Here is a 12,231-nt window from a genome sequence, read left to right on the forward strand (position 1 = left end):
CCGTTGTGCCCCGGTCAGATATCGAGAACCTGCACGGACGGCTTACCGACCACGTCGATTACCGTGCGGTACAACCGCTCCGGCACCCGCCCCCGCAACTCCCCGATCGAATCCACGACCTCGGACGTGAACTCTCCCCACCCATCCTCACCGAGATCGATGAGTTCGCGCCACCCCTCTTCGCCGAGGTCGACGAGATCGCGCCAGCTCTTGACCCCCCGTGTCCAGTTCGCGACAACCTGCGACGCGCCCGCCCAATCGGACTCTTGACGGTGGACGAGGAACTTGCCGGTGCGGCCCTGGTAGACGGTGAAGACCGCGAAGCTCTTCTTGGTGAACTTCCGATCGGCGCCGATCTTGCGACCGACGAACCGCTCGCGGCGGCCGCCGCCGGGGCCGATGCGGAGTTCGTATTCGGTGTACTCGCCATCGGTGACGGAATCCGATTTGCGCAGGTCTGTGGACATGTTTTCCCTCTTTTCACTGCCGTTGGCGACTACTATAAGTAGACGTATACGTATAAATCAAGAGTGGTGGGAGACACACCGCCGCCGCGCCGACGACGTACCGTGGAGCGCATGGCGCTGACGTTGAAAGAACGACAGGAATTTCTCGCCCAACCGCACATCGGTGCACTGGCCGTGGTCGCCGGACCGGATCGGGCACCGCTGAACGTGCCGATCTGGTACCAGTACGAACCCAATAGCGAGCTCTGGATTCTCACCGGAAAGGAGTCCAAGAAGATGCGCCTGCTCGAGGCGGCCGGGCGCTTCAGCCTCATGGCGCAGGTCCTGGAACCGTCCATCCGCTACGTGACGGCCGAGGGTCCCATTTCGCAGATCGTGCCCATGACCGATGAGATGCACCGCGAAATGGCCTCGCGGTATCTGCCCGCCGAGCAGGTCGACCCCTACCTGAAATTCGCCGAGACCCTCGGCGAACAGGTCGCGGTGTTCATGCGGCCCGAGCACTGGCTCTCCGCCGATCTGGGCAATATGAGCGAACTCACCTGAGCCACAGGGGTTTTGGCTGACAATGCGCGAAAGCCCGCCTCCCGGAAACGGAGGCGGGCTTTCGTGATCGCTGGACCCTACGCGATGGCGCGGCTCAGCGGCAGGTTCACGTAGCTGGGCTCGTTCGGGTCGAGCACGAGATGCTGTGGCGCGCCTCGGCTTTCGACCAGCAGCGGCGGCAGCAGCATGCCGCGCGGGAAGTTGCTGGCGTAGACGTCGACGCGCAGGCGGTGGCCGGGTCGCAGCACGCTGTCGGTCGGATTGACGCCCAGGTCGAGGACCGTCGGCTCGCCGGGCACCACCGGCTGGCGCGCATCCAGGGTCAGCAGATAAGTGATATCGGTGTAGTCGCCGTCGGCCTCCCTGGTGCTCTTGCTCTCGTCGATCGCCCGCAACGAGGAGGTGAGCTGACCGCTGGCCACCATGGTCGAACGCCCGTCGGGGGCGACATCGTTGACGGTGACGGCCCAGTAACCCTCGGTGGTGTCGTGCACGGTGTTGAGGTGCACGGCGATCGGACCCGAGATGGTCGTCGGTTCGATGACCGGCTCACTGGTGAAGGTGAGCCCGCCGAGTTCGTGGATGCGCTCGTCCTTGGCGCAGGCCTCGATGATGGAGAGGGCTCCGGCGGATTCGACGGCGGCATCGCGGGAGCACAGGGCGGTCAGACCCTGGAGGGGCGACACCGTCAGGCGCGCGCTACCTTCTGGGACATCGGCGGTCAATGACCCGTCATGGACGCTGTTCGCGGTGCCGCTGCGCGCCGGAGACAGGTACATGCGCTGATATTCCTGCCCCTCCAGCGGATAGTCCGATTTGGTGACCCAGCCACCGCCCTGCTGCTTCATCACGACCGGGCCGTAGGTGTCGATGCCGTTGTCGATGCCCTTGAGCCACTTGTCGAACCAGGCCATCTGCAAGACGTCCAGGCGCGGCGGTTGCCCCGGATTGCCCAGTCCGGAACCGGGATTGGCGTGATAGGTGTCGCCCATGACCAGCTTCTTCTGTGTCGGCGACAGTGGAATGCTGTCGAAACTCAGGGCGCTGGACGGGGTGAAGATGTCCTGCCAGCCGCCGTAGGCGAAGGTGGGAACGCGGATGTCCTCCGGATGGCTGTCCGAGAAGCCCTCGCGCAGTGCGCTTCCCGGCTCGAGGGCCTTGCGCAGTGGCTCCGGCAGCAGGTTCACGTCGGGCACCAGGGCCATCAGCATGTAGTCGAGGAATTCGACCGGACTGGTGACGCGGTCGACCAGCCACTTCAGGTCGAGGTGGCCCATGAGCATGGCGGCCGGATCGCCGAGGAACTGGAGGGCGTCGACGCCGAGGATGTACACCGGCGCGAAGAGGCCGAGACCGCCACCGGGCGCGGCCACGTCGTCGATCTTGTCGGTACTGCCCTCGACCGGGAAGATCGCCTTCAAGGCGGGCGGATTCTGCGCCGCCACCATGTACTGGTTGATACCCGAGTACGAGATGCCGTTCATGCCGATATTGCCGTCGGACCAGGGCTGTTTCGACGCCCAGTCGATGACCTCGACGGTGTCTTGGGTTTCGCGCTGCTGGAAGAACTGCCAGGAGCCCTGGGAGTAGCCGGTGCCGCGGGTGTCCACGACGACCTGGGTGTAGCCCTGCTGGATCAGTCGGCGGTCGACGCCGAAAGTCCGTGCGGCGCCGCCGCTCAGCACGCGGGTGAGGTCGGTGACCGAGCCCAGCGGGGTGCCGGTCAGATCCACCCGGTTCACCAGGTCGAGCATGGCGTCGGACAGCCACGGCACCGACAGCGCGACATCGGCCAGCCAGGAGGCGAATTTGGTGTACGGCGTGAGGTTCACGATCGTGGGCAGCGGCGTGGTCACCGGGTTGCCGTTCGCGTCGACCGGGCGATAGACGTTGCCCTTCAACACCGTTCCGTCGCTCATGGTGATGGGCACGTCGAAGTCGATGTGCACCTCACCCGGATAGCGGCCCGGGTACTGGGCGGGGCCGTCGTGCTTGGCGGTCCACTGCTGTCCCAGGTGGCCGCCGTCGGGCGGGGTCTGCGCGGACGCCGACATCGGCGTCACCGCCAGGGTGATCATGGCCAGCGCGATGGCCGCGATACCGGCCCGCACCAGGCCACGACGAACTCTCACGAGCATTTCCGAACCCTCCCCGCTGGACCGCCGTGACGCACCCAGGCTTAGAAACATTGGCGTACCCATGGTGGTGATCATGCCTGTCTGGGTCACAGTTTCGCAGATATTGTGCCCTAGCTCACATGATGGCGATCACTATGCTCGGGGTATGGGACTGGAAGCCGGGATCGACCGCGCGCGGCTGCCGCGCGGCACCCACGGGATGGATCCGGCGGACGTCGCCCATTCACAGCGGATGCGCATGTACATCGGCGTGCTGGAGGCCGTGGCCGAACGCGGCTACACCGCCACCACCGTCGCCGATATCGTCGCCCGCGCCGCCGTCTCGCGGCGCACCTTCTATCAGCAGTTCCGCGATCGCGACGACTGCTTCCTCGCCGCGTTCGAGGCCGCGGTGGAACTCGTTGTCGCACAACTCGACGCGAGCATCGCCACCACCCCGCACACCGAGTGGCGCGCCTTGATCCGCACCACGCTCGCCGAATATCTGCGCGCGCTGGCGGACAATGCCTTCTGCGCCATCGCCCTGCACATCGAGGCGCTCGCCGCCGGGCCCGCGGTGGCTCGCCAGCGCCGGGAGATGAAAGCGGTACTGGCACAACGCATGCGGGCGGCCTTCTGGATCGGGCGCGGCACCGGGGACATCCCGGCCGAGGTGCCCGACCACGTCTTCGACGCGCTCATCGGAGCCATCGACGACCGGATTCGCGACTGCCTCCAGGGGCCCGGTCCGCAGGCCCTCCCCGGCCTGACCCCGCACCTCTATCAGATCACCTTGGCGCTGTTCGGGGTTCCTGACTGGACGGCTTCGGTCGACGGCGCGTAGGCCGGACACCCGGCAGCCACCGGAGACGAGCTTCGCGGCCGTCGGTGGTCTACATTCCGAGGATGCCTCTCGGACATCTGGGCATCAATGTCACCGATCTCGCCAGTGCGCGAACGTATTACGACGATCTGATGCCGCTGCTCGACTACGAACCGCTGTTCGCCTCCGACACCGAATTCGCCTATCGACCGGCGGGCGGCAAGGTCGGCACCTACCTGTTCTTCTATCCCGCCGGTGCACCCGGATACCAGCGCTCCCGCCCCGGGCTCCAGCACTTGGCCTTCATGCTGCGCACGCGCGCCGCCGTGGACCGCGTCCACGCCTGGGCGAGCGCGCGCGGCGACGAGATCATCCATCCCCCGCGGGAGTTCCCGCAGTACCCGCCGCCGTACTATGCCACCTTCTGGACCGGCTACGACGGCATCATGCTGGAGGGCGTCTGCCACAAGGACGTCTGATCGGCGACGGTCGGCGGGGCGGTGGGGTGCGGGGTGCCTCGGACTGTGGCGGCAGGTCCGGTGATTTCGCGAAGCATTGCAGCCGGTGTGCCATTCGCATTGCGCTCCCCATCCCCGATGTGACCGTGTCGATCTTGCCGAAGTCACGGTAGGCCGGGCGGAGGGGGGTGGCGCGAGTAGGCGACTACCTCAATGTGAGGGTGGGAGTGGCGATCCCGCGTCAGCAGTAGTAGCAGACTCCGTTGGCGGGCAGCTGGGTGAAGCATTCCGAGCACAGGGCCACGCGGGTCTGCTCCGGCTTGGCCTCGGCCGCGGCGGCGACACCGCGGGCGGCGGCGACCTTCGGGGTGAGCGGGGGGACGCCGGGCTCGGCGGGGACATCGGCGGCGTAGGTGGCGTAGCACTGCCAGCGCGCGTACCCCGCGTGCAGTTCGAGATCGTCCGGAATCGGCAGGGCCGCGAGTTCCAGCACGTACTTGTAGATGTCGCCGACCTTGTGATTGCGGTTGACGCACAGCGCCGTCAGCGGCGGTTCGCCCGCACCGTGGCAGCGCCGCGCGACCTTGCGCAGGATGGCGTCCATCCAGGTGCGGGTCGGCGCATTGGTGTGCACGCCGGACATGTCCTGCACGCGCTCGGCCAGTTCGGTCACGGTAATGAAATGCCCGTAGGTGGAAGCGGTTTCGACGAGCACCTCGTGCGCGGCCAACGACCACGCGATCGCGGCATCGCGAAACGACACCGCCGCACCATCACTCGTCCGCCAAGCACCCGAAGTCGTTGTCACAGCATCCCTCATAGCGCATCAACGGTAGCGCGAACAAGCCCGCTCGCGCCAATACCGAAACCGGTGTACGAGAGACCTACGCGACACGACTCCCCCTGTGCGACAAGAACTTCCCACACTGGGGCACAGACGAAGCGAGGAGGCCGGTGTCGCGTCCCAGACGATCGGCCGACGCTTCGGACTGGGCGGGATGCCGCGCCCGCCAGGCGTGCTTGGAGTGCCGTGAACGCACGAAGGCCCGCTTCCGGGGAGGAAGCGGGCCTTCGTGGTTCGACTTGTCAGCCGTGGAGTGGGCTTACTTGGCCTTCTCCAGGACCTCGACCAGCCGCCACCGCTTGGTGGCCGACAGCGGACGGGTCTCCATCAGCTGCACGCGGTCGCCGACACCGGCGATCTCGTTCTCGTCGTGGGCCTTCACCTTCGAGGTGGTGCGGATGATCTTGCCGTAAAGCTTGTGCTTCACGCGATCTTCCAGCTCGACCACGATGGTCTTGTTCATCTTGTCGGAGACGACGTAGCCGATGCGCACCTTGCGCGAGCCACGCTCCTCCTGCTTGGCCGGCGTCTTGGCCGGGCCCTTTACGTCGCTCATGCGGCGTCTCCCTTGCCTTCAGGACCGGAGGCCAGGCCGAGCTCGCGCTCACGCATGACCGTGTAGATGCGCGCGATCTCATGACGGACCACACGCAGGCGACGGTTGTTCTGCAACTGGCCCGTCGCCATCTGGAAGCGCAGGTTGAACAGCTCTTCCTTGCTTTCGCGCAGCTTCGCGACGAGCTCTTCTTCGGACAGCTCGCGGAGCTCTGCGGCCGGATTAGCGGTAGCCATCAGAACTGCTCCTCCCTCGTCACGATCCTGCACTTCATCGGGAGCTTGTGCATCGCGCGGCGCAGCGCCTCGCGAGCGGTCTCCTCATTGGGGTAAGACAACTCGAACATGACCCGACCGGGCTTCACGTTCGCGACCCACCACTCCGGCGAACCCTTACCGGAACCCATGCGGGTCTCGGCGGGCTTCTTGGTGAGCGGGCGGTCCGGGTAGATGTTGATCCAGACCTTGCCGCCACGCTTGATGTGGCGGGTCATCGCGATACGCGCCGACTCGATCTGCCGGTTGGTGACGTAGGCGGGCTCCAGAGCCTGGATGCCGTACTCGCCGAACGCAACCGAGGTGCCGCCCTTGGCCATGCCAGAGCGACCGGGGTGATGCTGCTTCCGGTGCTTGACCTTGCGGGGCATCAGCATTGGTCAGCCCTCCTGATTCTCTGCCGGAGCCTCGGCCACCGCGGTAGCGGTGCCCTGACGCCCGGCCTCCGTGCTGGTCGCGGTGGTGCCCTGGGCACCGGAACGGCGCGGACGGCTCGGCCGCTCACGACGCTCGCGACGATCACCCGACGGCGCGGCGGTCGCGGTGACCTCACGCTTGCCGCCGACGATGTCGCCCTTGTAGATCCAGACCTTCACGCCGATGCGGCCGAAGGTGGTCTTCGCCTCGTACAGGCCGTAGTCGATGTCCGCACGCAGGGTGTGCAGCGGCACGCGACCCTCGCGGTAGAACTCCGAGCGCGACATTTCCGCGCCGCCGAGACGGCCGGAGCACTGCACACGGATGCCCTTGACGTTCGGCGAACGCATGGCCGACTGAATGGCCTTGCGCATCGCGCGACGGAACGCCACACGGTTCGACAGCTGCTCGGCCACACCCTGGGCAACCAGCTGCGCATCCGACTCGGGGTTCTTGACCTCGAGGATGTTCAGCTGAACCTGCTTCTTGGTGAGCTTCTCCAGCTCGGCGCGGATGCGGTCGGCCTCCGCGCCGCGACGGCCGATCACGATGCCCGGACGCGCGGTGTGGATATCCACACGCACACGGTCACGGGTGCGCTCGATCTCGACCTTCGAGATACCGGCCCGCTCCATGCCCGTGGCGAGGAGCTTGCGGATCGCGACGTCTTCCTTCACGTAGTCCGCGTACTGCTTGTCCGCGTACCAACGCGACTTCCAGTCGGTGGTGATACCGAGGCGGAAGCCATGGGGATTGATTTTCTGTCCCATTTACTTTGCCCCTCCCTTCCGGCGGCTACGAGTGGCAGCGCCAGCGGTGGGCACGCTCTCGACCTCGATGGTGATGTGGCTGGTGCGCTTGCGAATCCGGAACGCACGGCCCTGGGCCCGCGGCTGGAAACGCTTCATGGTCGCGCCCTCGTCGACATACGCGGTCGAGATGACCAGCGTGGCCGGGTTCAGGCCGAGGTTGTTCTCGGCGTTGGCGGCGGCCGAGGCCACCACCTTCGCGACCGGCTCGCTCGCGGCCTGCGGCGCGAACTTCAGGATGTTCAGCGCATCCTCGACCCGCTGGCCACGGACCATGTCCACGACGCGGCGAGCCTTCATCGGCGTGACGCGAACGTGCTTGGCGGTCGCGCGCGCGGTCGGGTTCTGAGTTTCAGTGCTCATCGCCGCTTGCTCTTCCGATCTTCCTTGACGTGGCTCTTGAACGTACGAGTCGGCGCGAATTCACCGAGCTTGTGTCCAACCATGTTCTCGGACACGAACACCGGCACGTGCTTGCGGCCGTCGTGGACCGAGAACGTGTGGCCGATGAAATCCGGGATGATGGTGGAACGACGCGACCAGGTCTTGATGACCTGCTTCGTGCCCTTCTCGTTCTGGACGTCCACCTTCTTGAGGAGGTGTTCGTCGACGAACGGGCCCTTCTTCAGGCTACGTGGCATGTCTAACCTCCTCCTTAACGCTTCTTGCCGCGGCGGCGGACGATGAGCTTGTCGCTCGGACGGTTGGGCTTGCGGGTACGGCCCTCGGGCTGGCCCCACGGCGAGACCGGGTGGCGACCACCGGAGGTCTTGCCCTCACCACCACCATGCGGGTGGTCGACCGGGTTCATGACCACACCACGCACGGTCGGGCGGATGCCCTTCCAGCGCATGCGACCGGCCTTGCCCCAGTTGATGTTCGACTGCTCGGCATTGCCGACCTCGCCGATGGTGGCGCGGCAGCGCACATCGACGCGACGGATCTCGCCGGAGGGCATACGCAGGACGGCGTAGGCGCCTTCCTTACCCAGCAGCTGGATGCTCATACCGGCGGCACGCGCCAGCTTGGCGCCGCCACCCGGACGCAGCTCCACCGCGTGGATGGTGGTACCGGTCGGGATCGAGCGCAGCGGCAGGTTGTTGCCGGGCTTGATGTCGGCGCCGGTGCCGGACTCGATCTTCGTGCCCTGGGCGATGCCCTTGGGCGCGATGATGTAGCGCTTCTCGCCGTCCGCGTAGTGCAGCAGGGCGATGTTCGCGGTCCGGTTGGGGTCGTACTCGATGTGCGCGACCTTGGCCGGGATGCCGTCCTTGTCCAGTCGACGGAAGTCGATCAGACGGTAGGCGCGCTTGTGGCCGCCACCACGGTGCCGGGTGGTGATCCGGCCGTGGGCGTTACGACCACCGGACTTGGTGAGCGGACGCAGCAGCGACTTCTCGGGGGTCGAGCGGGTGATCTCGGCGAAGTCCGAGACCGAAGCACCGCGGCGACCCGGGGTCGTCGGCTTGTACTTACGGATTGCCATGAGTTCTTCTCTGCTTTCTGGATTCCCAGGCGCTTACGCGACCGGGCCTCCGAAGATCTCGATGGGCTTGCTGTCGGCCGAGATGGTCACGAGCGCGCGCTTGGTGTTCTTGCGCTTGCCGTAACCGAAGCGGGTCCGCTTGCGCTTGCCCTGACGGTTGGCGGTATTGACGCTGGTCACCTTCACGCCGAAAACCTTCTCGACGGCGATCTTGATCTGCGTCTTGTTGGAGTCCGGGTGCACCACGAAGGTGTAGGTGCCTTCCTCGATCAGCCCGTAGGACTTCTCGGAGATGACCGGCGCCAGCAAAATGTCGCGGGGGTCGGCGATCGTGGTCACTTGCTCTCCTCCTGTGCAGCTTCGGCAGGGCCGTGCACGAAGGCGTTGAGCGCCTCGACGGAGAACACGACCTCGTCGCTCTTCAGGACGTCGTAGGTGTTCAGCTGATCGGGAGCGATCGGGTGCACGTTCTGCAGGTTCGCGACGCTCTTCCACGCGGCGAGATCCTCACGGCCGACGACGACCAGGAAGTTCTTCCGGTCGGACAGCTCGGCGAGGAAGTTCTTGGCCACCTTGGTGGACGGGGTCTGACCCGCGACCAGTTCGGTGATCACGTGGATGCGCTCGTTGCGGGCCCGGTCCGAGAGGGCGCCACGCAGCGCGGCGGCCTTCATCTTCTTGGGCAGACGCTGGGTGTAGTCGCGCGGCTGCGGGCCGTGCACGGTGCCACCACCGGCGAACTGCGGGGCGCGGGTCGAACCCTGACGGGCGCGGCCGGTGCCCTTCTGGCGGTACGGCTTCTTGCCACCGCCGCGGACGTCGCCGCGGGTCTTGGTGGCGTGCGTGCCCTGGCGAGCCGCGGCCTGCTGGGCCACGACGACCTGGTGCATCAGCGCGATATTGGCGGTCGCGTCGAAGATCTCCGCGGGGAGCTCGACGGTGCCCTCGGTCTTGCCGCCCGCGGCCTTGACCGGGAGCGTCAGGTTGGTCTTGGTCTCTTCGACCTTCTTAGTGCTCACCGCGCTCATGCCCGGGCACCACCCTTCACTGCACTCTTGACGATCACGACGCCGCCGGTGCGGCCCGGGATCGCGCCCTTGATCAGCAGCAGACCGTTCTCGGCGTCCACCTTGTGGACCGAGAGGTTCTGCGTGGTGACGCGGTCGTTACCCATCCGGCCGGACATGCGCATGCCCTTGAACACGCGGCCCGGGGTGGAGCAACCACCGATGGAGCCCGGACGACGGTGCACGGCCTGCGCACCGTGCGAGGCGCCCTGGCCACGGAAGCCGTGGCGCTTCATGGTGCCCGCGAAGCCCTTGCCCTTGGAGGTGCCGGTCACGTCGACGTAGGTGCCCTCTTCGAACACGTCGGCGGAGAGCTCCTGGCCGATCTCGAAGGTGGACGCGTCGGCGACGCGGATCTCCGTGATGTGGCGGCGCGGGGTGACACCGGCCTTGGCGAACTGGCCGGAGATCGGCTTGTTCACCTTGCGCGGGTCGATCGCGCCGTAGGCGATCTGGACGGCCGAGTAGCCGTCGCGCTCCACGGTACGGATCTGGGTCACGACGTTGGGACCAGCCTTGATGACGGTCACCGGAACGACGCGGTTCTTCTCGTCGAAGACCTGGGTCATGCCGAGCTTGGTGCCCAGGATGCCCGCTGCCGGGCGGCTCTTGTTGTCAGTCATATCTGAAGTCCCCGTCACTGAATGTTGACGTCGACGCTGGCCGGAAGATCGATGCGCATGAGAGCGTCCACCGTCTTCGGCGTCGGGTCGAGGATGTCGATCAGCCGCTTGTGCGTACGCATCTCGAAGTGTTCGCGCGAGTCCTTGTACTTGTGCGGCGAACGGATGACGCAGTACACGTTCTTCTCGGTCGGCAACGGCACCGGACCGACGACACGTGCGCCGGTGCGGGTCACCGTCTCGACGATCTTGCGCGCAGACGCGTCGATCGCCTCATGGTCGTAGGCCTTGAGCCTGATGCGGATCTTCTGTCCCGCCACGCTGAGTGTCCTTTTCTCCGCTTGCGTTGTGCCCCAGGAGCTTTCACTCCCGAGACACCCTCATTTGCACAGCCCGAACACACGAAGACGCATCAGCGACCAACATCTCGACCGGGGCTCGCCCCGCTCCGTCACCGCTGTTCATCTGTCATGGTTCTTCCGGTCCACGCGGTCGGGCGTGTCGCCTTTTCGCTCATTCTCCGGCCCCGGATGAAATCCTTCATGGCCTCGGAACGGTGTCCCGGACGTACCCGGGCCGCAGTCGGCCAGGTACTCGATTGGGTCTTGCTCACCCGCAACCACCAGCGCAATTCCACAGAACAGACGCAGGCCCGTGCAGGCAACCCGAACAGTATGCCTCGAGCGTCGGGGCGGATTCAAATCGCCCCTCCCCCGGAGCGCGCGCGATGGCGCTGGTCACACCTATCGGACCGGTAGGTCCACCTCGTCGCGCGTCAGACGACGCCGCAACCACCTGACCGCGAGCCACACCGTCGCGATGATGGCGAGTACGCCGACCGTGAAGGTCGCCGGTGCCCACGGGCCATTGTCCGCGATGGCGTGCTTCGCCGTGGCGCGGACCGTGACCTGGGCGGGGTACCGCTGCTCGATACCGCGCAGGACGCCGGAACCTTTGGCGCCGTTCTTCAGGACCCAGGTGCCGGTGCACACGGTGCTACCGCGGCTTTTCCGGCCGCCGCTGTTCCAGTGGCATTCGGAGATCTGAGCCGAGACCTTCTCACCCAGGAAATAGGTCTTGGTGCTCGCGTACGAGGCCGGTGCGGCAATGCAGGTCAGCAACAGCACGACGATGCCGAACCTCCGCCAGAACCCGCGGCGATGTTCCGAGCCGTTGAACATTCTTTTGAACCACTTCCCCCACACGACGGCTCAGTATGCCAGCGCCGCACCAACGGGAAACTTACTTCCGAGTAAGATACGAGCCATGACGAAAGAGACCGCCACCTACCGCGGCTGGAAGAAGCTGCCCGACAACCGCTTGGGCCACACCCTGTTCTCCCTCGGCATGGTCGCGCGGGTGCCGTACTTCGGGACGGTGCTGCCCACCGTGGTGCGCCTGGAGCCGGGTCTGTGCGAGGTGACCGCGCCCAAGTGGTTCGGAATTCACAACCACCTGAGCACTTTTCACGCCATCGCGGCGTGCAATCTCGCCGAGGTGGCCATGGGGATGCTCAGTGAGGCGACCGTGCCCGGTACGCACCGCTGGATTCCGAAGGCCATGAACGTGCAGTACCTGGCGAAGGCGAATTCGGGGTTGCGCGCGGTGGCGAAGCTGCCGGAGGTGCCGAACTTCGAGGAGATCACCGAGGGCACCGAACTGGTCGTCCCCGTCTCGATCTACGACAAGAGCGGCCTGGAGGTCGTGCACGCCGATATCACCACGTGGGTGACTCCGAAGTAG

19 protein-coding genes are annotated in these 12,231 nt (G+C 66.0%); 4 read left to right on the forward strand and 15 right to left on the reverse strand.

Annotation, left to right across the window (positions count from 1 at the left end; genetic code table 11):
- Nucleotides 1-14: 14 nt before the first annotated feature.
- Nucleotides 15-467, reverse strand: a complete 453-nt coding sequence (locus ACIBH2_RS25540) for an EXLDI protein (protein ID WP_397121795.1) — start codon at nt 465-467, stop codon at nt 15-17.
- 111 nt (nt 468-578) lie between these two features.
- Here ACIBH2_RS25540 and ACIBH2_RS25545 point away from each other — a divergent pair, with 111 nt between their 5' ends.
- Nucleotides 579-1,013: a pyridoxamine 5'-phosphate oxidase family protein gene (locus ACIBH2_RS25545; protein ID WP_397121797.1), complete on the forward strand. Its 435-nt coding sequence runs from the start codon at nt 579-581 to the stop codon at nt 1,011-1,013.
- Nucleotides 1,014-1,090: 77 nt separating this feature from the next.
- Here the strand turns inward: ACIBH2_RS25545 and ACIBH2_RS25550 are convergent, their stop codons facing one another.
- Entirely contained in the window at nt 1,091-3,151 is a 2,061-nt protein-coding gene (locus ACIBH2_RS25550; protein ID WP_397121799.1) for a CocE/NonD family hydrolase, read from the reverse strand.
- Nucleotides 3,152-3,296: 145 nt separating this feature from the next.
- Here ACIBH2_RS25550 and ACIBH2_RS25555 point away from each other — a divergent pair, with 145 nt between their 5' ends.
- Together ACIBH2_RS25555 and ACIBH2_RS25560 are read left to right on the forward strand one after the other, a co-directional pair.
- Nucleotides 3,297-3,974 carry a TetR/AcrR family transcriptional regulator gene (locus tag ACIBH2_RS25555; protein ID WP_397121801.1) on the forward strand — a complete coding sequence of 226 codons (678 nt, stop codon included), beginning with the start codon at nt 3,297-3,299 and terminating at the stop codon, nt 3,972-3,974.
- 62 nt (nt 3,975-4,036) lie between these two features.
- Nucleotides 4,037-4,432 (forward strand): VOC family protein, encoded by a 396-nt coding sequence (locus ACIBH2_RS25560; RefSeq protein WP_397121803.1) that lies wholly within the window; start codon nt 4,037-4,039, stop codon nt 4,430-4,432.
- A gap of 220 nt (nt 4,433-4,652) precedes the next feature.
- On the opposite strand, the gene ACIBH2_RS25565 is transcribed toward ACIBH2_RS25560, so the two are convergent.
- The 13 genes from ACIBH2_RS25565 to ACIBH2_RS25625 form a co-directional block, all read right to left on the reverse strand.
- On the reverse strand, nt 4,653-5,174 hold the full coding sequence (locus ACIBH2_RS25565; RefSeq protein ID WP_397121805.1) for a hypothetical protein: 522 nt from the start codon (nt 5,172-5,174) through the stop codon (nt 4,653-4,655).
- Nucleotides 5,175-5,514: 340 nt separating this feature from the next.
- Complete coding sequence (gene rpsQ, locus ACIBH2_RS25570; protein WP_397121807.1) at nt 5,515-5,811, reverse strand: 30S ribosomal protein S17; 297 nt, start codon at nt 5,809-5,811, stop codon at nt 5,515-5,517.
- Nucleotides 5,808-6,047, reverse strand: coding sequence for a 50S ribosomal protein L29 (gene rpmC, locus ACIBH2_RS25575; protein WP_397121810.1), 240 nt, complete (start codon nt 6,045-6,047; stop codon nt 5,808-5,810). Before rpmC ends, rpsQ begins: the two co-directional genes overlap by 4 nt.
- Nucleotides 6,047-6,463, reverse strand: a complete 417-nt coding sequence (gene rplP, locus ACIBH2_RS25580; protein WP_397121812.1) for a 50S ribosomal protein L16 — start codon at nt 6,461-6,463, stop codon at nt 6,047-6,049. The genes rpmC and rplP overlap by 1 nt, the downstream gene beginning before the upstream one ends.
- Before the next feature lie 3 nt (nt 6,464-6,466).
- Nucleotides 6,467-7,273, reverse strand: coding sequence for a 30S ribosomal protein S3 (rpsC, locus tag ACIBH2_RS25585; RefSeq protein ID WP_397121815.1), 807 nt, complete (start codon nt 7,271-7,273; stop codon nt 6,467-6,469).
- Nucleotides 7,274-7,675 (reverse strand): 50S ribosomal protein L22, encoded by a 402-nt coding sequence (gene rplV, locus ACIBH2_RS25590; RefSeq protein WP_040804205.1) that lies wholly within the window; start codon nt 7,673-7,675, stop codon nt 7,274-7,276. It abuts the gene before it with no gap.
- Nucleotides 7,672-7,953 carry a 30S ribosomal protein S19 gene (gene rpsS, locus ACIBH2_RS25595; RefSeq protein WP_019931198.1) on the reverse strand — a complete coding sequence of 94 codons (282 nt, stop codon included), beginning with the start codon at nt 7,951-7,953 and terminating at the stop codon, nt 7,672-7,674. The genes rplV and rpsS overlap by 4 nt, the downstream gene beginning before the upstream one ends.
- Before the next feature lie 14 nt (nt 7,954-7,967).
- The gene (gene rplB / locus ACIBH2_RS25600; protein ID WP_397121819.1) at nt 7,968-8,798 is read right to left on the reverse strand and encodes a 50S ribosomal protein L2; all 831 of its coding nucleotides are present in this window, start codon (nt 8,796-8,798) and stop codon (nt 7,968-7,970) included.
- Nucleotides 8,799-8,831: 33 nt separating this feature from the next.
- On the reverse strand, nt 8,832-9,137 hold the full coding sequence (rplW, locus tag ACIBH2_RS25605; protein WP_067833446.1) for a 50S ribosomal protein L23: 306 nt from the start codon (nt 9,135-9,137) through the stop codon (nt 8,832-8,834).
- Nucleotides 9,134-9,826 (reverse strand): 50S ribosomal protein L4, encoded by a 693-nt coding sequence (gene rplD, locus ACIBH2_RS25610; RefSeq protein WP_397121822.1) that lies wholly within the window; start codon nt 9,824-9,826, stop codon nt 9,134-9,136. The genes rplW and rplD overlap by 4 nt, the downstream gene beginning before the upstream one ends.
- Complete coding sequence (gene rplC, locus ACIBH2_RS25615; RefSeq protein WP_397121824.1) at nt 9,823-10,488, reverse strand: 50S ribosomal protein L3; 666 nt, start codon at nt 10,486-10,488, stop codon at nt 9,823-9,825. The genes rplD and rplC overlap by 4 nt, the downstream gene beginning before the upstream one ends.
- A gap of 14 nt (nt 10,489-10,502) precedes the next feature.
- Entirely contained in the window at nt 10,503-10,808 is a 306-nt protein-coding gene (gene rpsJ, locus ACIBH2_RS25620) for a 30S ribosomal protein S10 (RefSeq protein ID WP_003938093.1), read from the reverse strand.
- Nucleotides 10,809-11,231: 423 nt separating this feature from the next.
- Nucleotides 11,232-11,669, reverse strand: coding sequence for a hypothetical protein (locus ACIBH2_RS25625; protein WP_397121827.1), 438 nt, complete (start codon nt 11,667-11,669; stop codon nt 11,232-11,234).
- Between the two features lie 85 nt (nt 11,670-11,754).
- Between ACIBH2_RS25625 and ACIBH2_RS25630 the strand changes: the two genes are divergently transcribed.
- Nucleotides 11,755-12,231, forward strand: coding sequence for a hotdog fold domain-containing protein (locus ACIBH2_RS25630; protein ID WP_397121829.1), 477 nt, complete (start codon nt 11,755-11,757; stop codon nt 12,229-12,231).

Origin of the sequence: Nocardia sp. NPDC050406, assembly GCF_044459025.1 — a bacterium.
In the GTDB taxonomy this organism is placed as follows: domain Bacteria; phylum Actinomycetota; class Actinomycetes; order Mycobacteriales; family Mycobacteriaceae; genus Nocardia.

Coding starts and splice junctions, on each gene's coding strand:
- ACIBH2_RS25540 (WP_397121795.1), bottom strand. CDS start 467: ATGTCCACAGACCTGCGCAAATCGGATTCCGTCACCGATGGCGAGTAC.
- ACIBH2_RS25545 (WP_397121797.1), top strand. CDS start 579: ATGGCGCTGACGTTGAAAGAACGACAGGAATTTCTCGCCCAACCGCAC.
- ACIBH2_RS25550 (WP_397121799.1), bottom strand. CDS start 3,151: ATGCTCGTGAGAGTTCGTCGTGGCCTGGTGCGGGCCGGTATCGCGGCC.
- ACIBH2_RS25555 (WP_397121801.1), top strand. CDS start 3,297: ATGGGACTGGAAGCCGGGATCGACCGCGCGCGGCTGCCGCGCGGCACC.
- ACIBH2_RS25560 (WP_397121803.1), top strand. CDS start 4,037: ATGCCTCTCGGACATCTGGGCATCAATGTCACCGATCTCGCCAGTGCG.
- rpsQ (WP_397121807.1), bottom strand. CDS start 5,811: ATGAGCGACGTAAAGGGCCCGGCCAAGACGCCGGCCAAGCAGGAGGAG.
- rpmC (WP_397121810.1), bottom strand. CDS start 6,047: ATGGCTACCGCTAATCCGGCCGCAGAGCTCCGCGAGCTGTCCGAAGAA.
- rplP (WP_397121812.1), bottom strand. CDS start 6,463: ATGCTGATGCCCCGCAAGGTCAAGCACCGGAAGCAGCATCACCCCGGT.
- rpsC (WP_397121815.1), bottom strand. CDS start 7,273: ATGGGACAGAAAATCAATCCCCATGGCTTCCGCCTCGGTATCACCACC.
- rplV (WP_040804205.1), bottom strand. CDS start 7,675: ATGAGCACTGAAACTCAGAACCCGACCGCGCGCGCGACCGCCAAGCAC.
- rpsS (WP_019931198.1), bottom strand. CDS start 7,953: ATGCCACGTAGCCTGAAGAAGGGCCCGTTCGTCGACGAACACCTCCTC.
- rplB (WP_397121819.1), bottom strand. CDS start 8,798: ATGGCAATCCGTAAGTACAAGCCGACGACCCCGGGTCGCCGCGGTGCT.
- rplD (WP_397121822.1), bottom strand. CDS start 9,826: ATGAGCGCGGTGAGCACTAAGAAGGTCGAAGAGACCAAGACCAACCTG.
- rplC (WP_397121824.1), bottom strand. CDS start 10,488: ATGACTGACAACAAGAGCCGCCCGGCAGCGGGCATCCTGGGCACCAAG.
- ACIBH2_RS25625 (WP_397121827.1), bottom strand. CDS start 11,669: ATGTTCAACGGCTCGGAACATCGCCGCGGGTTCTGGCGGAGGTTCGGC.
- ACIBH2_RS25630 (WP_397121829.1), top strand. CDS start 11,755: ATGACGAAAGAGACCGCCACCTACCGCGGCTGGAAGAAGCTGCCCGAC.